Origin of the sequence: Dickeya sp. NCPPB 3274 (assembly GCF_000406205.1) — a bacterium.
GTDB lineage: Bacteria > Pseudomonadota > Gammaproteobacteria > Enterobacterales > Enterobacteriaceae > Dickeya > Dickeya fangzhongdai.
The window spans coordinates 4,505,918-4,526,394 of record NZ_CM001979.1; the positions used below are offsets into that span (position 1 = coordinate 4,505,918).

Sequence of the window (20,477 nt, forward strand, 5' to 3'; positions counted from 1 at the left end):
GTCCTGATACCCGATCGGTAATTTAACATATTTGAACATTTGGCGCGTTATGATTGTTTTCTCCTCCTTGCAAATTCGACGCGGTACCCGGGTACTGCTGGACAACGCCACCGCTACCGTCAATCCCGGCCAAAAAGTCGGCCTGGTCGGTAAAAACGGCTGTGGCAAATCAACCCTGTTGTCATTGCTGAAAGGGGAAATCAGCGCCGACGGCGGCAGCGTAACCTTTCCGCAAAACTGGGCGCTAGCGTGGGTCAATCAGGAAACCCCGGCGCTGGCACGATCGGCGATTGATTACGTGATCGACGGCGACCGCGAGTTCCGCGAGTTGGAAGCCGAGCTGGACGCGGCGAATGCCCGCAACGACGGCAACGCCATCGCCACCCTGCACGGCAAGCTGGACGCCGTTCAGGCCTGGTCGATTCAGGCCCGCGCCGCCAGCCTGCTCAACGGGCTCGGCTTTCAGCAGGAACAGTTGCAACAGCCCGTCAGCGACTTCTCCGGCGGCTGGCGTATGCGCCTGAATCTGGCGCAGGCGCTGATTTGTCGTTCCGATCTCCTGTTACTCGACGAACCGACTAACCATCTGGATCTGGACGCGGTGATCTGGCTGGAGAAGTGGCTGAAGAACTATCCCGGCACGCTGGTGCTGATCTCCCACGATCGGGATTTTCTCGACCCGATAGCCAACCGGATTCTGCATATCGAGCAGGAAACCCTGTTTGAATACACCGGCAACTACACCTCGTTCGAGCAGCAGCGCGCTACCCGCCTGTCTCAGCAGCAGGCGATGTACCAGCATCAGCAGGAGCGGGTCGCCCACCTGCAGCATTACATCGACCGTTTCCGTGCCCAAGCCACCAAGGCCAAGCAGGCGCAAAGCCGTATCAAGATGCTGGAACGCATGGAGCTGATCGCCCCGGCCCACGTCGACAACCCATTTCGTTTCAGTTTCCGGGCACCGGAAGCGCTGCCTAACCCGCTGCTGCGAATGGAAAAAGTCAGCGCGGGCTACGGCGACCGTTTGATTCTGGACTCCATCAAACTCAATCTGGTGCCCGGTTCGCGCATCGGGTTGCTCGGCCACAACGGCGCCGGGAAATCGACGCTCATCAAGCTGCTGGCCGGCGAGATTCAGCCGTTCAGCGGCGACATCGGCCTGGCCAAAGGCGTGCGTCTCGGCTATTTCGCCCAGCATCAGCTGGAGTTCCTGCGTCCCGACGAGTCGCCGTTGCAGCACCTTGTCCGGCTGGCGGAACGGGAAACCGAGCAGCAGTTGCGCGACTACCTCGGTGGTTTTGATTTCCGGGGCGACAAGGTGACCGAGCCTACCGAGCGCTTTTCCGGCGGCGAGAAAGCGCGGCTGGTGCTGGCGCTGATCGTCTGGCAGCGGCCCAACCTGCTGCTGCTCGACGAACCGACCAACCACCTGGATCTCGACATGCGTCAGGCGCTGACCGAAGCGTTGATCGACTTCGAAGGCGCGCTGGTGGTGGTGTCTCACGATCGTCACCTGATCCGATCCACCACTGACGATCTCTATCTGGTGCACGACCGCAAGGTCGAACCGTTTGACGGCGACCTGGAGGATTACCAGCAATGGCTGCTGGATGCGCAGAAGCAGGATAACGCAACGGAATCCGCATCCAGAGACAACGCCGCCAACAGCGCTCAGTCGAGAAAGGATCAGAAACGGCGCGACGCCGAGCTACGCACGCTGACCCAACCGCTGCGTAAGCAGATTACCCAACTGGAACAGCAGATGGAGAAACTGCAAACCGCGCTGACCGCGGTGGAGGAACGCCTGGCCGACAGCGAACTCTATGACGTCAGCCGTAAAAGCGAACTGACCGAGTGCCTGCAAAAACAAAGCGCGACGAAAGCGGATCTGGAAAACGCCGAAATGGCCTGGCTGGATGCGCAGGAGCAACTGGAACAGTTGCTGCGCGACGCGGAAAGCCAGGGGTAAAGCTTCACGTCCAAACGGCGGGCAACGTGCGGCCCGCCGTTATCCCATCAATGCCAGATCATCAGCACGCAGGTCGCCGTCAGCAACCCCATAGCAAGATTGAAAATCTTCCAGGCGCGCGGGCTGCGCAACAAGCGGCCGATCATCGCGCCGAATCCCAGCCAGAGAACCCCGGCCACAAAATTGACGCACACCATCGCAATGCTGATAGCCAGCACCGACCCGACATAACCTTCCCCGGCCAGACTAAACCCGGCCACCGCGCCCAGCGCCATCAGCCAGGCCTTCGGATTGAGGAATTGCAGCAGCCCGCCCTGATACAGCGGTATCGGCGCCGACGGCGCAGCGTCGGTATCCAGCTTTTCATACGCCGCGGTGGCGATCTTCCACGACAACCACAGCAGATAGACACTGCCCAGCACCTTCAACGCCAGATGCAACGACGGATAGAGCAGGATCAAACTCCCCAGCCCCAGCGCCACCAGTAGCAACATGCTTTGCATGCCGACCATGATGCCCAGCATCAGCGGTATGGAGCGCAATACGCCAAAATTGGCGGCGGAGGCGGTAAGTAGCATATTATTGGGGCCGGGCGTAATGGCTGCGACCCACAAGAAACCGAGCATTGAAAGAAACAGACTGAAGTGCTCCATGAAACGACAATCCTGTAACGGAAAAGACGTCACAAGCTAGCAGCGTGGTGTGATGCAGACAAGCTTTTCACTATGCCGCTACAGGCATCGCCGCCGCGGGCATCACGACACCTTTTCATCATGGCTTTCTGGTTATGAATAATTCTTCTCACCGTAGCGAGTGTTTTCAGCCCTTGCCGGGCGTGCGCAATCCCCACCTGCAGACTCTGCTGCCGCGCCTGCTTCGGCGCCATCCGGACCTGAAACCGGTCTGGCAGACATTGACTATGCCGGACGGGGATTTTGTCGATCTCGCCTGGAGCGAAACGCCGGCTCAGGCAAAACACAAACCTCGCGTGGTGCTGTTTCATGGGCTGGAGGGCAGTTTCCACAGTCCTTACGCCCACGGGCTGATGACCGCCTGCCAGCGACGCGGCTGGCTGGCGGTGGTGATGCACTTTCGCGGTTGCGGCGGGCAGCCCAACCGTCTGCCGCGCGCCTATCACGCCGGCGAAACCGAAGACGCCCGCTATTTTCTGCACTGGCTGAACCAAACGCTGGGCGCCGCGCCCACGGCGGCGGTCGGAGTATCCCTGGGCGGCAACATGCTGGCCTGCCTGCTGAGCGGTCAGGACGCGCCCGGCACGCTGAACGCCGCGGCGATCGTCTCCGCGCCGTTGATGCTGGAGCCGTGCAGCCACCGTCTGGAGCACGGCTTTTCCCGGCTGTACCAATCGTATCTGCTTAATCTGTTGCGCCGCAGCGCCTTGCGCAAGCTTTCCGCCTACCCCGGTAGCCTGCCGATTTCCGCCGAACGGCTACGTCAGGTACATCGCCTGCGGGAGTTTGACGACCTGGTGACGTCACAGCTGCATGGGTTTGCCGGCGCGACGGACTACTACCGGCGCAGCAGCGCGCTGCCGCGGTTATCGCACATCCGCCAGCCGTTGTTGATCATTCAGGCCAAAGACGACCCGTTCATGACGCCGGCCGTGATCCCCGATACAACGCAATTGCCGACCAACATCGACTATCAACTGACGGAATGCGGCGGCCATGTCGGCTTTGTCGGCGGGTCGTGGCGCAGACCCGAACTGTGGCTGGAACACCGTATTCCCGACTGGTTTACCCCTTATCTGGAGCAGAAGGCATGATCATCCCCTGGCAAGAGCTGGCGCAGGAAACGCTGCAAAATCTGATTGAATCGTTCGTCCTGCGCGAAGGGACCGACTACGGCGAGCAGGAGCGAACGCTGGACGAAAAAGTGGCCGATGTACGCCAGCAACTGGCGCAGGGCGACGTGGTGCTGGTGTGGTCTGAACTGCATGAAACCGTCAATATCATGCCCCGCAACCAGCTCAGCAGCGGTGAACGGTATCAGCCCTGAATCAATCGCTTAAAAACGTAAATTGGCGTGTCACCGCGGTATAAACATGCTAACAATTATCAGATATCTCTGACCGGAGTTGGCACCATTCACCGGAGGTTGCACACCATGTCGCACCAGCATCCGATTATCGCGGTCACCGGCTCCAGCGGTGCGGGGACCACCACCACCAGTCTGGCGTTTCGCAAGATTTTCCAGCAACTGAATCTTCGCGCCGCGCTGGTGGATGGCGACAGCTATCACCGTTACACCCGGCCGGAAATGGATATGGCGATCCGCAAGGCGCGGGATTTGGGCCGCCACATCAGCTATTTCGGGCCGGAAGCGAACGACTTCTGCCAGTTGGAACACACCTTTATCGAATACGGCCATAGCGGCACCGGCCAGACCCGTAAATACCTGCACACTTACGACGAGGCGATTCCCTACAATCAGGTGCCGGGCACCTTCACCCCCTGGGAGCCGATGCCGGAACCGACCGACCTGTTGTTCTACGAGGGGCTGCACGGCGGCGTAGTCACCGACCAGCACGATGTGGCGCAGCATGTCGACCTGCTGGTCGGCGTAGTGCCGATCGTCAACCTGGAGTGGATTCAAAAGCTGGTGCGCGATATCAACGAGCGCGGTCACTCCCGCGAGGCGGTCATGGATTCCGTCGTGCGTTCGATGGAGGATTACATTACCCACATCACTCCGCAGTTTTCCCGCACTCATATCAACTTTCAGCGCGTGCCGACGGTGGACACCTCTAACCCGTTTGCCGCCAAAGCCATTCCGTCGATGGACGAAAGTTTTGTGGTCATCCACTTTCAGGGGCTGGACCACATTGATTATCCCTACCTGCTGGCGATGCTGCAGGGCTCGTTCATTTCCCACATCAACACGCTGGTGGTGCCGGGCGGCAAAATGGGGCTGGCGATGGAGTTGATCATGATGCCGCTGGTGCAGCGGTTAGTCGAAGGCAAGCATATTGATTAAGCGACGCGGCGGGCGGTGAAGTTAACCGCCGCGTGCAGGCAATTCAGTCGAGCGCGATCACTTCATGGCTGTGGGTGATCGTCACCGCCTTTTCCAGCATCAGCGCCACGGAGCAGTATTTCTCCGCCGACAACGACACCGCGCGCTCCACGGCCTTGTCGTTCAACCCTTTGCCGGTAACGATAAAGTGCAGGTTGATGGCGGTGAACAGGCGCGGCGCTTCCGCACGACGTTCAGAAGTCAGACGTACTTCGCAGTCCGCCACATCATGGCGGCCTTTCTGCAGGATAGACACCACATCAATGGCGCTGCACCCGCCTGCCGCCATCAGCACCATTTCCATCGGGCTGGGGGCTTTATCGCCGGCGTTACCGTCCATCAGCAACTGATGCCCGGACGCGGATTCGCCAAGAAACGTTAACCCTTCAACCCATTTCACCCGAGCCTGCATAAGTTTGCCCTCAATCAATTATTTTTGAAATTTTACACCGCTTATGTACAAAAAAGCCTGATAATCAGAGCTTAATCATGCTGAAGCGAGACAACACAAGACACTACACTCAACCTGTGTTACAAACGAAGAAGTAAACCGGTATGTGTTGAGCCTTTTCCTAACCAGCCGCCGGCTTACTGGCGTCATCCGATATACCCTAAATAATTCGAGTTGCGAGAAGGCGGCGACGCAGCGAATCCCAGGGAGCCTACTCAAGTAAGTGACCGGGGTGAGCGAGGAAAGCCAACGCACCTGCAACTTGAAGTATGACGAGTATAGACAGCCTCAGTATATTCCCTGACGTCATTCCGCCAGGACGGAATTGAATTATAACTATGTTATCACGCCGTACAGGGAACTCTGAGCCCTGTGATTTGCGCAGTGAATTACAACAGAGGATAACAGCGAATGGTTCTCGGCAAACCGCAAACAGACCCGACTCTCGAATGGTTCCTTTCTCATTGCCACATTCACAAGTACCCATCGAAGAGCACTCTGATTCATCAGGGTGAAAAAGCAGAGACGCTTTACTACATCGTGAAAGGCTCGGTTGCCGTGCTGATCAAGGATGAAGAAGGCAAGGAAATGATTCTTTCTTATCTGAATCAGGGCGATTTTATTGGCGAACTTGGCTTGTTCGAAGATGGGCAGGAACGCAGTGCGTGGGTCCGGGCGAAAACTGCCTGCGAAGTCGCTGAGATTTCCTATAAAAAATTCCGCCAGCTAATTCAGGTCAACCCGGATATTCTGATGCGGTTGTCCTCGCAGATGGCGCGCCGCCTGCAGGTGACTTCGCAGAAAGTCGGCAACCTGGCGTTCCTCGACGTTACCGGCCGTATCGCGCAAACCCTGCTCAACCTGGCCAAGCAGCCGGACGCCATGACCCACCCGGACGGCATGCAAATCAAGATCACCCGACAGGAGATCGGCCAGATTGTCGGCTGTTCCCGCGAAACCGTCGGCCGTATCCTGAAGATGCTGGAAGATCAGAACCTGATTTCCGCCCACGGTAAAACCATCGTGGTGTACGGCACCCGCTGATTATCATCAACCGGATCAACATCAGCCGGATCAAAAAGAGCGTGTCCAGGCACGCTCTTGTCGTTTTCGTGGAGAGAAAAACCGCGGCTTACGCGCCTTTCACCACCTGCTCCACCGCTTTTCCGAACAGCGCCATGCCTTGATCGATCTCTTCCGGGGTAATCACCAGCGACGGTACGAAACGAATCACGTCCGGCCCCGCCACCAGAATCATCAACCCCAGATCCGCCGATGCCGCCAGGAAATCCCGGGCGCGGCCATGCCAGGCTGGTTTCAGCTGCGCACCCAGCAGCAGCCCCATGCCGCGGATTTCGTCGAAAATATCGTACTGCGCGTTGATACTCTCCAGCGCGGACACAAAGCGCGCATGGCGATCCACCACTCCGGACAACACTTCCGGCGTATTGATCACATCCAGCGCCGCTTCCGCCACTGCGCAAGCCAATGGATTGCCGCCGTAAGTCGTGCCGTGGGTGCCGACCGCCATTACCGACGCAATCTCTTCCGTGGTCAGCATCGCGCTAATCGGGAAACCGCCGCCCAGCGCTTTGGCGGTGGTCAGAATGTCCGGCGTGATGCCGTAATGCATATAGGAGAACAGTTTGCCGCTGCGGCCCATGCCGCACTGCACTTCATCGAACACCAGCAGCGCCTGATACTGGTCGCACAGCTCGCGGACCCCTTTGAGGAACGCCGGCGTGGCGGGCGTGATGCCGCCTTCACCCTGAATCGGCTCCAGCACCACCGCGCAGGTGTGGTCATCCATCACCGCTTTTACCGCGTCCAGATCGTTAAACGGCACGTGCACGATGTCCGCCGGTTTCGGGCCGAAACCATCGGCGTATTTCGGCTGGCCGCCGACAGAAACGGTGAACAGCGTACGGCCGTGGAACGACTGATAAAACGAAATGATCTTGGTTTTGTACGGACTGTGGCGGGTAATGGCGTAATGACGAGCCAGCTTGAATGCCGCTTCGTTGGCTTCCGCACCGGAGTTGGCGAAAAAGACGCGGTCGGCAAAGGTCGCATTAATCAGTTTGGTGGCCAAACGCAGCGCTGGCTCGTTGGTGAACACGTTGCTGGTGTGCCACAGGGTTTCGCCCTGCTCCTTCAACGCCGCCACCAGCGCCGGATGGCAGTGCCCCAGCGCCGTTACCGCGATGCCGCCGGAGAAATCGATATATTCCTTGCCCTGCTGATCCCAGACACGGCTCCCTTTGCCTTTTACCGGCACAAACTGCGCGGGTGCATAAACCGGAAGAATTACCTTATCGTAAGTATCCCGTGTTACTGCTGCTTTCTCTGTCGCCATTTGCTGCCCCGTTGTGATATCCGTGGTTTTCAAGTGAAAATATAGTCAGTAAATATGCATAAAAAATCAAAAATACGCAATCATTAATCCGACATACCCTAAATAGGAGGGGCCTGTAATAACGCCGACACACCTGCCACGTGAAGCATGACGGGTATAAAGCCGGATTTGCGCCCGCTATCCATCTATAAATCAAGGAAATTTTTCAGTAGCTGATGCCCCTGCTGGCTGAGAATGCTTTCCGGGTGGAACTGCACGCCTTCCAGCGGCAGCGAGCGGTGGCGCACCCCCATGATCTCGTCCATTCCGGCGTCGCTCTCGGTCCAGGCGGTCACTTCAAAACACTCAGGCAGCGAATCCTTTGCCAGAATCAGCGAGTGATAACGGGTGACGGTCAGCGGGTTTGCCAGCCCGGCGAACACGCCGCGGCCGGTGTGCCGCACCGGCGAGGTTTTGCCATGCATCACCTGACGGGCGCGCACCACTCGCGCGCCAAACGCCTGCCCCAGCGCCTGATGCCCCAGACACACCCCCAGAATCGGCAGCGCGCCGGCAAAATGGCGGATAGCCGCCAGCGAAATCCCGGCGTCATCCGGCGTACAGGGGCCGGGGGAAATCACCAGCCGTTGCGGCGATAACCGCTCGATGTCCGCCAAAGTCAGCGCGTCATTACGTCTGACCAGCACCTCCGCCCCCAATCGCAAAAATACTGGTACAGGTTGTAGGTAAAGGAGTCGTAGTTATCGATAAGTAGCAGCATAATCAAGTTAATCTATTGATACTTAATAATAAGTGATACAGAAACCACCCGTGATACCCGCAATTCTTTCTGATACCGGAGAGATGATTTGGGCCATTGTACTCGTATCTGATGGCAAGCGGGTGATATCAACATTAACGTCAGCCATGATCGGTATTAAGAGAGAATGTTCAGACGGACGCCTGAAACAGCGCGATTGCGGTAAGCACCGCGTCCAGTAGATGCTTGATATTCATCAAACATTGGTGACGGTTATCGACAGTGTGAAGCTGTAGCCAGAATTATGACGGCTTTTGGCTGATTTCAGGCGGTTCAAATATTCAGGGAAAAAGAGTAATCTAGCACCAGGTGCTATAGTTAAGGGCAGGATGCCAGCCTGATGCGAGTATTCAAAACCAAATGGTTCACTAAGGCAGCGAAGTCCCATGCCATCAGAGACAGTGAGTTATGTCAGGCCATTGAGGCGGTGACACAAGGGAAAGCTGACGATCTCGGCGGCGGCGTTTACAAGAAGCGCCTGAACCAAAACCGTGATCGCGCCATCATACTGGCGAAAGGTGGGGAGCATTGGTTTTACACGTTCCTGTATGCCAAGCAGGATATGACGAACATCGATGATCGTGAACTGGCCGGATTCCGCGAGCTGGCGAAGCACTATGCCAATCTTGCCGATGAAAAGATTACGGCACTGATTAAGCGTAAAGAACTGGTGGAGATTTGCCATGACTGCAAAAAGTAAATTCAAGAGTCCTGCACTTGAGGCCATCCACAGCGCGGCTTCTGGATTATTCAGCGTGGATGCTATCCCACAGGAAACCATGCGCAACTTTGACAAAGCGTGCATCAACAGCGTGGAGTCTATTCAACCACTTGAAATTAAAGCACTGCGCGAGAAACTGAACGTCAGCCAACCCGTGTTTGCCCGCTATCTAAACACCAGTGTTTCGACAGTGCAGAAATGGGAAAGCGGCGCAAAACGTCCTAGCGGGTTATCGCTGAAGCTGCTTACCGTGGTGCAAAAGCATGGGTTAAAGGTGTTGATGTAAGCCTTAGCCGAAGCATTTATTGAGCCGCAGTATTCTTATCATCGATTCTAAAAAAATAGATCGCGGGATTAATAACGTTAAAACAGGGTAAGGGACGCCAACACTGGCGGTCGTCGGAAAACCCGGCCATGCCATGACCGGGGACGTTTAAGAAAGGGCGTCGGCTGTCACCCGGTTTCATCACGCAGCACCACCGGGTTGAATTTTTTCCGAAACTCGATGGGCGTAACGCCGGTATAGCGTTTGAACATCTTCTCAAAATGACTCAGGTCGCCATAGCCGCAATCCAGGTAGAGATTGGTGATCCGGCTCATGGGATGGCACTCCAGCCGCTGGCAGGCATAGAAAATGCGGCTCTGATTCAGAATCTGCTTAAACGACAGCCTAAGGCTGTGCTTGAGCAGATAGGAGAGATGCGACGGGCTGATGTGGGAATTTTCCGCCAGCTCAATCAGCGTCACCTCCTGCTGGAAATGCTCGCCCAGATACAGCAGCGCCTTGATCACCGACGGGTGAAACTGTTGCAGGGCGTCCTGATCGCGGCTGAGCACCGCATCGCATAATGAACGGTTAATCCGCTGCCGCTCGCCTGACGGCGACTGCCCCGTTCGGGCCACGATTTGCGGCAGAATGCTGCTGGCCTGCGCCAGGTCGATCTCGGCGTCGTCGCTGAGCATCAACAGCCGGGCGACACTGTGCCACAGTTGTCGCACATTGCCGGGCCAGTCGTAATGATGCAGGTGAAACAGCACCTCAGGATGCAATGTCTGCCGGGCTGACTGACGGTACGCCTGCCAGGCGGCATGAACCAGTTCGGCGATATCCTGCGTTCTGCCTTTCAGGGCCGGTACCGACAGCGACTGACAGCCAAATGCCGACACCAGTTGTGCTGCGGGCTGCGCCGGCGACGCGCAGTGCTCTGCCGGCGTGGCAATCAGCCCGAACACCAGACGTAGCTCGCTCCGCCTGGCATGTTCCACCTGAAGCAACGCCAGAGCCTTCTGCTGCTGCTGTTCGGTCAGCGTATCAAAACCAGGAATGCACAAGGTCAGCCGACGATCGTCGGGAATGGCAGCGAGCGCCTCCTCCAGACGTTGCGTTGGGTTGCCCTCGCCGCTCAGTTCGACATAGCGCCCCTGCAACGCCTGAAGTCTGGCGCGAATATAGCCGGTAATCTCAGACAGGTCTGCGCCCGGCTCGCCAGAAAGCAGAATGGGTCTGCCGGATAACATCAACCGATCGATCCGGTCACGCAGTACCGAAGGCAAAAAGATAAATTCCGGGATATGTCGCCCCACCGAATAGCCCGTGAGGGGTATTTTTTCGGCAGGAATACTTTTTAATTTACCAGGTAGTATATTTTCTGTTTTCACGGGAAAATCCTTTATTCAACTCCTGCCAGTGCACATTTCACAATATCCCCGTCATGCTTCAAGCTGCAGGCGCGTTGGTTTTCCTGCAATCGAATTAGTTGAGGTAATAAAATGCACCCCTTCATAAGAAATGGCGTGATTTCTGCAACACGCCCTTCTCATTCAAACCGCTATTTCGACAATCAAAATGAATCCGTGGATTCTGTCGACAGACTCTCTGGAAAAACCCTGGTAAAAATAATGTAAATCCCTTTACTGATTTTTTACTCATTATCACCGTTGTATTGGGATAAAAATAAATGCATTCCCTGCCGGCATTAAACTCAGCCGAATAAATATTCAACGCGGTTGTATCGCTGAATAGGCCATCATTATTCTTATGCAATCACTTTCATCACAATGATAAAAATAATTTCATTCTTAAAACTATTAAAATATTATTTTCTATATCCACAATCAGATTTTATTCGCATCACGTAAAACCAGCATCTGATATAAATCAGCAAACAAAAATGCGATATATTTATACTCATCAGAATTAGAATCACAGGATGCGTGAACATGTGATTGCAACACGAGATTCTCCTCGGTGACATCAAAGAACTTTGCAAATTTATACAACGTTTGTCTGGAGATAGGCTTGCCTAACTCCGCTCTTTTTATTGTAGAGATAGAGATATAACACTTTGATTCAAGGCTTTGTTCTGACAGTTCCTCCTGACTTAATTTTTTTTTAACCTTGAGGTCTTTGATCACTGCTGTGTTCACCATAAATCCGTTGTTAGACATACATTCCCCTCTGCAATCAAAATCAATACACCTTTTCATGGTTTCATTTCCAAATACCAGACTACACTCTCGGCAGGTTGATATTTATGCACACCAACCACAATAAAGCATACCAATTAGTTATGATGTAAATTCACCTAACCTAATATCCCCTGATTTTGACAACACAATTAACACCAGACTACATTTAATTATTTATTTTTATTATAAATAAATGGTGCATGACCATTTGGTCATGCACCATGACTGATTAGCTCAGTACGCCGGACAGCGCGCCCTGGCCTGCTTTTTTCAGCAGATTCAGCGCCTGGCCCCAGAAGGCCGGGTTAACGCCGGACGCTTTGGCTTCGGCAACACGGTTAGCGCGATTAACATTCTGTGCTTGGGTTGGAAGTTTCATGGTTATTTCTCCTTGAGTGTATTTGCATTACGTTTTTGGGGATATCCCCAGGTTAATGCCACCGACTGGCGGCAAAGCTGAAAAACGGTATGGTTCGGCAGACCGACATTAATAGGCATGCCAGCTGCGCAGCGTGCCGATGGTGACCGGCATGACATCGCTGACGTCAATGGTGTAGCGATACAGTTTGCGTGCGGCGGTGAGGCGTTCTTTCGGGTTGAAGAATTCCAGCACCACGTCCCAGCAATCGGATTCCGGGCGGCTGACCGGGCTGCGTTCCGCGCCGATCTTGTTCAGGAATAACCCTTCGGCGAAAGCGTCGTCGAAGATTTCCTTCATCTGATAAGCGTTGGTGGCCGCATAGTTAATGGCGCGCTCATTCGACTCGTAACCCCGGTTACGCAGTTCGTAATAAATGCGGTTGATGAAGTTGACCAGTTCCTTGGATTTCGGCGTGCCGACGGCGCTTTCCCCCATCAGCATCTTGGAAATATCCTGGGATTCCCAGTTGAACATGCCGCGCAATACCGGGCTGATGGTGGGGATCACCTGGCCGTTGAACAAGCGGGTTTCGCCGCTGATAATCCCGGCGATGGAAACGCGCTCCACGCCTTTGGTTTCCTGTTCGTACAGGAACTCGACCAAACGGGCATATTCCAGCACCGCGAACTGTGCATCCGGTTTAATGGCATAAACCGGAATGCCGTCAATTTTCAGCGTCCAGATGAGCGCGTTGGATTGTTCCGCATTATCACCGGTATTCAAGTGCTCAGCCATTTGCACCGGGTCAAACGGATAGCCGCTCTTATTTCCCATCACCTGGGTAAAATAATCCAGCCGCGCTTCGGTACCGAAGTCATAGCCGACCTGGCCGATGACAAAGATCTTTTCCTGATCGCGGACCGTGCGCGCATCCAGCAGCGAGGATTGCGGCATAACCCGCCGGGCCGGCGCATGGACATAGTGATTGGCTGCCGGATCGCTGATTTTCGATAACGACAGGCCGGCGGCGCGCGACGGGGCGCTCGCTTCCGGGCTCAGGCTGGAAGGCGCCAGCACCTCATCGTCATCCAGCTCGACATCCTGAATGTCCTGTTGGGCGTCGATAATCGAGGGAACCAGCAGCTCCACGGCGGCGGGTTCAACCATTTTCTCTTCAGTTGACATGGTGGTGATCCTTTTTGGTGGTTGGTGATAGAATTCCTGTGCTATTTGCCGGAATAATTTCTGAATATTTAATCGGTATACAACAGACTCCCGATTACCTGCCGTTGACAACACGAGTGGGGTGGCCGTATTAAACAGCACGTCCCGAATCATTTTTGACGCACGACGATCGTTTGCTACATTCATCGCCCTCATGATTAATGCCGAGACCGCCGACACCACCGGGGCAGAAAAACTGCTACCAGATACAACAGACAGATCATAATTCGGCGTAGCAACAGGGATTGATACACCAGATGCCAGCAACATTTTCTTTCTCAGCTTCACCCCGTAATTATTAAATGAGGCGGGCAATCCCTCTTTATCACAAGCGCCGACGGCCAGAACAAAATCCATCGACGCCGGTAATGATTCACTATTACGGCCTTCATTACCGACAGCTGCGATAACCAATACGCCTTCTTTTTCACAATCGCCGACGGCTTTACGTAATTCATCCGTTCCCTGGCCATTAACCGATAATGACGCGCCGCTGACGTTGATAATATGGCACCCTTTTAAACGAGCATCACGAATGGCTTTTGCCAGCGTACGCTCAGAGCAGCCATGAATATTTCCCCACTCGTCTTCATGAAAGACGGGAATACTCAAAATGGTTGCCGCCGGTGCGATGCCAACGCCCTTTCCACCGATAATACTGCCCACAGCCGTACCGTGTGAGGTACTTTTATTTTCCTGCGTAGAAAGGCATTCAATATTTAAATGATTTAATATCGGATGCTGGCAATCAATGGCGCCATCAATAATACCGATTTTTATTCCTTCTCCATTTATCCCCAATTGCTGTAAATCAGAAAGTGGGTTATTCAATAATGCATTATGAGTGTTCGACGGGTGCATCATCATTCTCTTTCCTGAATATGGAATTTAAAATCCCCGGTGTTTGTATACCATTCCGTTTGCAAGAGAATAACAACCGTGATTATCGCACAAGTTATCAGCAATCATTCCGGTTATATTTTCTTTCACTCTGGAACTGGCGCAGAACATTCACACAGCAAATACGGCATTTCTCAATAAATGCTCGTCATCGTCTTATTGTTTAAAAACGTCCTGACAAGTTGATCATTTATCTTAGGCTAATAAATTCATAGTAGCCTTACTTAAAAAATATTTTGGTATCACTTTAGTATCAGTTTTATCAGTTCTATGTGGCTCAATAGGTTACATAGAACTGATAAATAAAATACTGAACGTTTATTGAATGACCCTCTCCTTTTTAAAACGGATAATTATTCGTCCCGGCGCGGCGAATACCTGTTCCTGATAAAACCGGAGCTGCCTGCAACCCCGGTATTTCCCGCTTATCAGGCTGGAACCGCCTGCCGCTTCTCAGCCAAAAGCGCGTTTGGCTTTCGCCAGATAGTCCTTACGGTCCGCCAGACCATTAAGGCCGCCATTAATCCGACGGGTAATGCCATTGACGTCATCCTGATCGGCCAGCGCGTTCAGCCCGTTCTTTTTCCAGAACCAGATCGCCGCCGCCACCGACACCGACGGGTTCTGACTGATCAAATCCGGGTTGGTCACCAAATCCTGGCCGATGGCGCTCCCGCAGGTGCGGTAATTGTCACGCCCCGTCAGCTGAATCAGCCCCCGGCCGCGGTACTTCCAGCCGTCTCCCGTTTCCGTCGCGCCATTGCCCAGCCGGTTGGCGTAAACAATGTTGGCGATCGACTCCGGTTTGCGTTCACACTGCGCGGCCATCTCATCGGTGGTGAAATAACGCCCAAACACCGAACGCAGCCCTTTGGCGCTGTAGTTCAGATTCTCCACCCGCGCACGCAGTTCATTACTTTCATGCGCGATCTGGGCGACAAAGTGCGCGAAACGTAGCGGGGTGTTGATCTCCGCCGCATTGCATTCCTGCTGCAACGCAGGCTGGAACAGCGCGAGGTCGTCCGCGCTGGCCGCCGTCATTACCTTTTTTAATTTTTCCTGGCTGATTTCGAGAGTCATCGGGTTTCCTCCTCAATTGCTTGACGCAGTCAGTTTGCAGAGGAAACACGCTCCCTCTCTTGGGCAAACATCGGCAAAAAACAGGGGAACATGCAGCAAACCCGGAGAAAATAAGGACATGATGAGCCAGCCCCCGGCAATACGCCGGGGACCGGGAAGAGAAACACCGCGGGTCATGCCCGTGCGGTGCAGGTACATTGAGAAGAAATGTTTATTGAAAAGGCGTCTGGTGTTCGACCAGTTCCCACACCAGATAGCAGAGAAACGCACAGCCTACCACTACCAGCACCATCGTCATGCCTTCCGGCCCCATACGGTCCATCATGAAGCCGATGCCAATCAGACCGACGATGCCGCCAAGGGAATCCATCATGGTGTAGCTCATGTTGGCGGACATCTGCTGCTGTGGGTGAAAACGATCGCCGATCAGCGACAGGCCGATGCTGTAAACGCCGCCCATACTACCGCCCCAGATATACAGCAGCACCAGCGTGGCGCCGTAATCGGCATATACCGCCAGCGCCAGAAATACCGCGCAAACCACCGAGCAGAAAATGCAGAACACCACGATCCACTGCCGGTTCACCCAGTCCGACAGCAGGCTGACCAGCATCCCGAGCGTGACGCTGCCCAGCATGAACATGGTCATCAGCAACGAGGCCCGCTCCTCCGTCAGCCCGTCGCTGATGCCATATAGCGTCAGGAAGTTGGGCAGGCCGTAGAAGCTGACGCCGCCGACCAGCGCGGACACCAGAATGGCGCGGGCATGACGGCAGACAAAGCGAAAACGCACCGCGGACACCGTCCCCGACAGTGGATTGATGTGGGCGATCCACACCAGCAGCAGCGCGCTCAGGCTAAGCAGCGCGGTCAGCCAGAACCGCTGCGACATGGAGACCTGCGTCAGTTGCAGCAATACCGGTCCCAGCGCCACCCCCAGCGACAGCGCGGCGGAAAACAATCCCATGATGATGCCGCGCCGTCGCAACGGCAGTTGATTCAGCCAGGTTTGCAACAGGATCAGCTGCATCCCGGTGCACAGACCGTATCCCAGAATGCTGACCAGCCAACCGGGGTAGAATTGCTGCCACGCCATACTGACGCACAGGCTGGCGCGCAATAGCACCAGCAGCAGCGTTGACCACATCAACCCCATCCGCTGGATGATGCGGCTTAAGCGCTGGTGGAACAGCAACACGCCGATGATTTCGCAGGCCATCGCCACGCCGATCCACAGATTATTATGGCCCTGCAGGTTCATCAGCACCGGAATGGTGACGTAATTGATGCCGGAAACCAGTTGGATCAGGAAGGTCTGCATGATTAACAGTATCGGTAGTAAACGCGACATCATAGCGCCTCCGGATATTTAGGCACCCGCCAGCTCAGCAACAACTGGCCGCGAGTCACCTGACGGATCGTCACCTGCGCGGATTCCGCCTCCGCCTGCCAGCGTAGAAAGCGCCGCCACCAGTCCGGCTCCTCAGCCCCAGCGCCGTCCGGCTCGCCGCATCGCGTCAGCCGGATATCCAGCACCCAATGCAGCAACGCCTCTTCCCTCTGGCTGACCTCGATCGTCAGCGGCTGCTGCGCCAGCTGCCGCCACAGTTGAAAGCTCTGCAGCCAGAAACGGTGGCAATAGTCTGGCGAAAAATGCGCCTCCAGCGCGTCGGTCGGCGCAATCGCCAACACCGAATCCGGGCAGGGAAGCAGCGACGGCGCCGCGTTTCGCCACCACTCGCTCAGGCTTGCCTGCTGTGCCTGATCGCCTCCCGATAGCCAAGGATCGGCAGCCGTTGCCGCCAGATACGCCGGCGGCCGATCATGGTCGCCGCCGCGCAGGAACAGCAACGGCAGCGGCCAGTCATACAACCGTTCCAGTTGCGAAGGCGACGTGGCGTGCAGCAGCGCGTTATAAGCCTGGTCGCGGCTTGCCAGTTGCACCCGTACCTGCTGGCTGCTGCGCCGCATCCACCACACCGCCAGCCCGCCGACCAGCCCGAGAAACAGAATGGTGCTGATCGCCTTGCGAAATACCTGATTGAGCGCCTCCAGCCGCTGATAAAAACTCGATAGCTCCAGATCCATCGCCAGTACGCCGCGAAACTCGCCTTGCTGATCATAAAAAGGCGCGTAGGCGCTGATGAATGAGCCCCACTCGTCCCGATACGGCTGGTCCGACACCGCGGCTTTGTGCTGCCGCAATGCGTCCACCAGTTCCGACGGCGCATTGTCATACACCTGCATCAACGCCGGAGGCAGGTCCGGCAGGCCGTCGCCATCGTTGTCATTCTGCGGGCTGGGGTTTACCACAAACCGCACCTTGTCCTGATCCAGCACCGTGGTATAGATGTAGCGCACATCCTGCGATGCCTGACGAATGCGTTCCAGTTGCACCGCCAGTTGCTGATAAACCGGATCATCGCGCCCGGTGCGCGCGGTAATGTCCTGATGCCGATCGCCGGACAGGGTGGAAGCCGCCGCCCGCACGTTCGACATCAACCCGATCTTGATCTCCTGTTCCAGCGCACTGATCGACTTGTGGTAGACCATGTAGGTAGAAAACCCCAGTAGTCCGATAAAGATCAGGCTGGCGAACAGCGCTTCCGCCAGCGCCGCCCGTGAAGGTGAAGCGCTCATAGCGTAATCCCCCGTATAATCAGCACGCCGCCAATCGCCAGGAACCCAAGAGGAAAGGCCAGGCGGCAGCGGTGTATCAACAGATCGTCCTCCACGCCGTTCGCCTGACGGTGGTGGGCGAAAATAATCAGCAGGATCGCCGCGAAAATGCTGCCATACCCGGCGATGATCATCTGATCGATGACCGTGGTGTAAGGCAGGCGCGGCAGAATATTGCTGGTGTAAAACGCATAGGCCACTACCGTCAGCATCAGGGTGAACGAGGTTTGCAGTCGCTCGGAGAAAGACTCCAGCCAGAACACGCTCCAGGACGCCGCAATAATCAGCCCCAGCGGCAGAATAAAACTCCACAGGTAGTACGATGGGTTGCGAACGGCGTCTATCTGTACCGTAATGCGGGAGAACTCGTTCTGATTGGGCTGTACGCTGCTCAGGTGGTCGTAACGAATATCGCTGATGTGGGTAGAGGCTTTGCCCCGGATCCACCATTCATCGATCTCTTCGTTATCAATATTTTCGGTGTAGACCTGTATATCGCTAAACCGCAGTTGCTGGTTGTTATAGGAAAAAGGCTCCAGCTCCAGCACGAACTGTTGACGATCAAACGGAAACAGCCGGAAGTCCATGTCATTGCTGAACGAGCCCAGAAAGCGGGCGTTATAAATAACCCGCCCGTCGGGAAACAGCATCAGGCGTTTATTGCCGGTGTCCGGGCTGCCTACCACGTTGATGAATTCCAGCGCCGGCACCCATAATCCGTTATTGATCCACCGCTCAATCTGGTTATTTTCGACAATCAATGGCTTATCGCCCGGCGTTTTGCGCGGTTTGCCGGTCCATTGCGCCACGATGTAGCCATCGACCTTGTAGGTCTGCTCCAGCGTGTTCACGCCATAGATCTTGTTGATAAAAATGCTCACACTCACATCCACCGGGCGGGCATCCGCCGCGCTATCCGCCGGCGCGGACCACGCCGGGCCCCCCAGCAGCAACAAAACAAGCCCGCAGCATGACCACAGAATCCGCATCTCACACCTCCCCGACCGACGGAAAAGCGCCTGACTGACCAAGCGCCCACAACAGGTTGTCCACCAGCGCCCGATGGCAATGCGGCAGCAGCACCAGATGGCAGAAGAGCGCAGGCTTTCCCTGTACTATCAGTTGTTCGCTGGACAACGAAAAACGCTCGATGATGGACGGACTGGGCGCGCTGAACTGCACCATCAGCGAGCCGCTGAGTAACGGTTGCAGAAACAATCGTTCCCGGCCCGGATCGAGCCGTTCAAATAGGTACCGGAGTTGCTGGTGAGCGTAGCGCTGTATGTCGTGACAGCGGCGGATCATCTCCCGCTGCCCCTGTTCGCCGAGGCGACACAGTTGATTCCACAACACCACCGCGGACAGGCCGGGGCGCGAACCGGATAAGGTCGAGTCTCCGCTGCCGATATAGTTCGGGCGACTGAGCGCCACCGCGCGATACGGCGCCGACAGCATCACGACGCCGCACGGCCACGGCATGCTCAGCCATTTGTACGGGCTGGCGCAGATGGAGTGCAGCGACGCCGCCTGCGCATCAATCGCCAGTTGGCGCCCTTCCGGTTCCGGCCAAAACGGCAGATAACTGGACGACAGCGCGCCATCCACATGTACCCAGTAACTGCGCTGCTGCGGCGTATTGGGCGGTAGCCGCTGGCGTAGTTGCGCCGTAATCTGCGGCCAGTCGTCGCAGGAACCGCTGAAGGTGGTGCCGCTGGTCAGGCAGACAATCACCGGCCGCCGGTAGCGATGAAAAAACATCACCAGTTGCAGCAGACTCTCCACATCGATTCGCCCGGCGTCGTCGCACGGCACCGCTCGCGGCCACACGCCGGCGTTGATTGGGCAACGCCCCAGCGGCGGCCCGGCTTCAGCGGGCGTCGCCAGTTGCAACACCCGGCAGGCTTTAGCCAACGAATAGTGGCTGCGTTCGGAATACAGCACCACCGGCGCGTAACGCGCATGCGTCATGGCCGGCCAGTGCGTGGTGGCCGCGCCACACAGAAAATCGCGCGCATTCCACAGCGCGAACAGGTTGCCTTCGGTCGACCCCATCGCGGTCAGATATCCCCAGTACGGCGACGGCAGGTTCCACAGCCGGGCGTAATAATCCAGCACCGCCCGTTCAAAACGCTTGCTGTTAACCTGATAGGCGCCGGGCTCCATGCTGTCTCCCAGATTCAGCAGATTCATGTCCAGCAACGGGCGCAATCCGGCGTCGAACTCTCCCTGTTGGTTAGTCTGAAACCCGGCGAAATGTCGCCGCTGCTCCTCCATGCGCGCGGTGTAGGTCCGCAAAATTCGCCTTCGCACCACATCGTGCATCCCTTCGGCCAAAATCGTTAATTCATCAATCGGTTGCATATCCTCTCCGTCTGCTCATTTCAGCGATAAAAGCAGGGTAAGGAATCGCCCGGTTAGCGAGCGCGGCTGTT

Annotated in this window: 19 protein-coding genes and 1 pseudogene; 7 read left to right on the top strand and 13 right to left on the bottom strand. The window is 55.8% G+C overall.

Annotation, left to right across the window (positions count from 1 at the left end):
* Positions 1–49: 49 nt before the first annotated feature.
* Positions 50–1,969 carry an ABC transporter ATP-binding protein gene (locus DXX3274_RS20155; RefSeq protein WP_042862245.1) on the top strand — a complete coding sequence of 640 codons (1,920 nt, stop codon included), beginning with the start codon at positions 50–52 and terminating at the stop codon, positions 1,967–1,969.
* A gap of 47 nt (positions 1,970–2,016) precedes the next feature.
* On the opposite strand, the gene DXX3274_RS20160 is transcribed toward DXX3274_RS20155, so the two are convergent.
* A complete protein-coding gene (locus tag DXX3274_RS20160) occupies positions 2,017–2,622 on the bottom strand; it encodes a LysE family translocator (RefSeq protein WP_042861329.1) in 606 nt (201 codons plus the stop codon).
* Between the two features lie 134 nt (positions 2,623–2,756).
* Between DXX3274_RS20160 and DXX3274_RS20165 the strand changes: the two genes are divergently transcribed.
* The 3 genes from DXX3274_RS20165 (at position 2,757) to DXX3274_RS20175 (ending at position 4,966) form a co-directional block, all read left to right on the top strand.
* The gene (locus tag DXX3274_RS20165) at positions 2,757–3,755 is read left to right on the top strand and encodes a hydrolase (protein ID WP_042861330.1); all 999 of its coding nucleotides are present in this window, start codon (positions 2,757–2,759) and stop codon (positions 3,753–3,755) included.
* Positions 3,752–3,988: a YheU family protein gene (locus DXX3274_RS20170; RefSeq protein ID WP_042861331.1), complete on the top strand. Its 237-nt coding sequence runs from the start codon at positions 3,752–3,754 to the stop codon at positions 3,986–3,988. The genes DXX3274_RS20165 and DXX3274_RS20170 overlap by 4 nt, the downstream gene beginning before the upstream one ends.
* 108 nt (positions 3,989–4,096) lie before the next feature.
* Complete coding sequence (locus DXX3274_RS20175; protein ID WP_042861332.1) at positions 4,097–4,966, top strand: phosphoribulokinase; 870 nt, start codon at positions 4,097–4,099, stop codon at positions 4,964–4,966.
* Between the two features lie 43 nt (positions 4,967–5,009).
* Here DXX3274_RS20175 and DXX3274_RS20180 read toward each other — a convergent pair whose 3' ends face one another.
* Complete coding sequence (locus DXX3274_RS20180) at positions 5,010–5,417, bottom strand: OsmC family protein (RefSeq protein WP_038664988.1); 408 nt, start codon at positions 5,415–5,417, stop codon at positions 5,010–5,012.
* Positions 5,418–5,867: 450 nt separating this feature from the next.
* On the opposite strand from DXX3274_RS20180, the gene crp reads away from it, so the two are divergent.
* Positions 5,868–6,500: a cAMP-activated global transcriptional regulator CRP gene (gene crp / locus DXX3274_RS20185; protein ID WP_012768072.1), complete on the top strand. Its 633-nt coding sequence runs from the start codon at positions 5,868–5,870 to the stop codon at positions 6,498–6,500.
* Positions 6,501–6,588: 88 nt separating this feature from the next.
* Here the strand turns inward: crp and DXX3274_RS20190 are convergent, their stop codons facing one another.
* Positions 6,589–7,812, bottom strand: a complete 1,224-nt coding sequence (locus tag DXX3274_RS20190) for an aspartate aminotransferase family protein (RefSeq protein ID WP_042861333.1) — start codon at positions 7,810–7,812, stop codon at positions 6,589–6,591.
* Positions 7,813–7,997: 185 nt separating this feature from the next.
* Positions 7,998–8,572 (bottom strand): annotated as a pseudogene (locus DXX3274_RS20195) (aminodeoxychorismate synthase component II).
* Positions 8,573–8,951: 379 nt separating this feature from the next.
* On the opposite strand from DXX3274_RS20195, the gene DXX3274_RS20200 reads away from it, so the two are divergent.
* A complete protein-coding gene (locus DXX3274_RS20200) occupies positions 8,952–9,311 on the top strand; it encodes a type II toxin-antitoxin system RelE/ParE family toxin (RefSeq protein ID WP_042861334.1) in 360 nt (119 codons plus the stop codon).
* Positions 9,295–9,618: a DNA-binding transcriptional regulator gene (locus tag DXX3274_RS20205; RefSeq protein WP_042861335.1), complete on the top strand. Its 324-nt coding sequence runs from the start codon at positions 9,295–9,297 to the stop codon at positions 9,616–9,618. Before DXX3274_RS20200 ends, DXX3274_RS20205 begins: the two co-directional genes overlap by 17 nt.
* A gap of 167 nt (positions 9,619–9,785) precedes the next feature.
* Here DXX3274_RS20205 and DXX3274_RS20210 read toward each other — a convergent pair whose 3' ends face one another.
* The 9 genes from DXX3274_RS20210 to DXX3274_RS20245 all read right to left on the bottom strand — a co-directional run bounded on the left by DXX3274_RS20210 (position 9,786) and on the right by DXX3274_RS20245 (position 20,406).
* Positions 9,786–10,916: a helix-turn-helix domain-containing protein gene (locus DXX3274_RS20210; protein WP_238556063.1), complete on the bottom strand. Its 1,131-nt coding sequence runs from the start codon at positions 10,914–10,916 to the stop codon at positions 9,786–9,788.
* A gap of 531 nt (positions 10,917–11,447) precedes the next feature.
* Entirely contained in the window at positions 11,448–11,780 is a 333-nt protein-coding gene (locus DXX3274_RS20215; RefSeq protein ID WP_238556064.1) for a helix-turn-helix transcriptional regulator, read from the bottom strand.
* Positions 11,781–12,030: 250 nt separating this feature from the next.
* Positions 12,031–12,180 (bottom strand): hypothetical protein, encoded by a 150-nt coding sequence (locus DXX3274_RS24055; RefSeq protein ID WP_022635150.1) that lies wholly within the window; start codon positions 12,178–12,180, stop codon positions 12,031–12,033.
* Positions 12,181–12,288: 108 nt separating this feature from the next.
* Entirely contained in the window at positions 12,289–14,253 is a 1,965-nt protein-coding gene (locus DXX3274_RS20220; protein ID WP_042861337.1) for a PatA/PatG family cyanobactin maturation protease, read from the bottom strand.
* A 486-nt stretch (positions 14,254–14,739) separates the two neighbouring features.
* Positions 14,740–15,366, bottom strand: coding sequence for a glycoside hydrolase family 19 protein (locus DXX3274_RS20225; protein ID WP_038664968.1), 627 nt, complete (start codon positions 15,364–15,366; stop codon positions 14,740–14,742).
* A 211-nt stretch (positions 15,367–15,577) separates the two neighbouring features.
* Positions 15,578–16,720 (bottom strand): MFS transporter, encoded by a 1,143-nt coding sequence (locus tag DXX3274_RS20230; RefSeq protein ID WP_042861338.1) that lies wholly within the window; start codon positions 16,718–16,720, stop codon positions 15,578–15,580.
* A complete protein-coding gene (locus DXX3274_RS20235; protein ID WP_042861339.1) occupies positions 16,717–18,006 on the bottom strand; it encodes a PDC sensor domain-containing protein in 1,290 nt (429 codons plus the stop codon). Before DXX3274_RS20235 ends, DXX3274_RS20230 begins: the two co-directional genes overlap by 4 nt.
* Entirely contained in the window at positions 18,003–19,034 is a 1,032-nt protein-coding gene (locus DXX3274_RS20240) for a gamma-aminobutyric-acid receptor subunit beta (RefSeq protein ID WP_042861340.1), read from the bottom strand. The genes DXX3274_RS20235 and DXX3274_RS20240 overlap by 4 nt, the downstream gene beginning before the upstream one ends.
* 1 nt (position 19,035) lies before the next feature.
* A complete protein-coding gene (locus tag DXX3274_RS20245; protein WP_042861341.1) occupies positions 19,036–20,406 on the bottom strand; it encodes a pyridoxal-dependent decarboxylase in 1,371 nt (456 codons plus the stop codon).
* Positions 20,407–20,477: the final 71 nt, after the last annotated feature.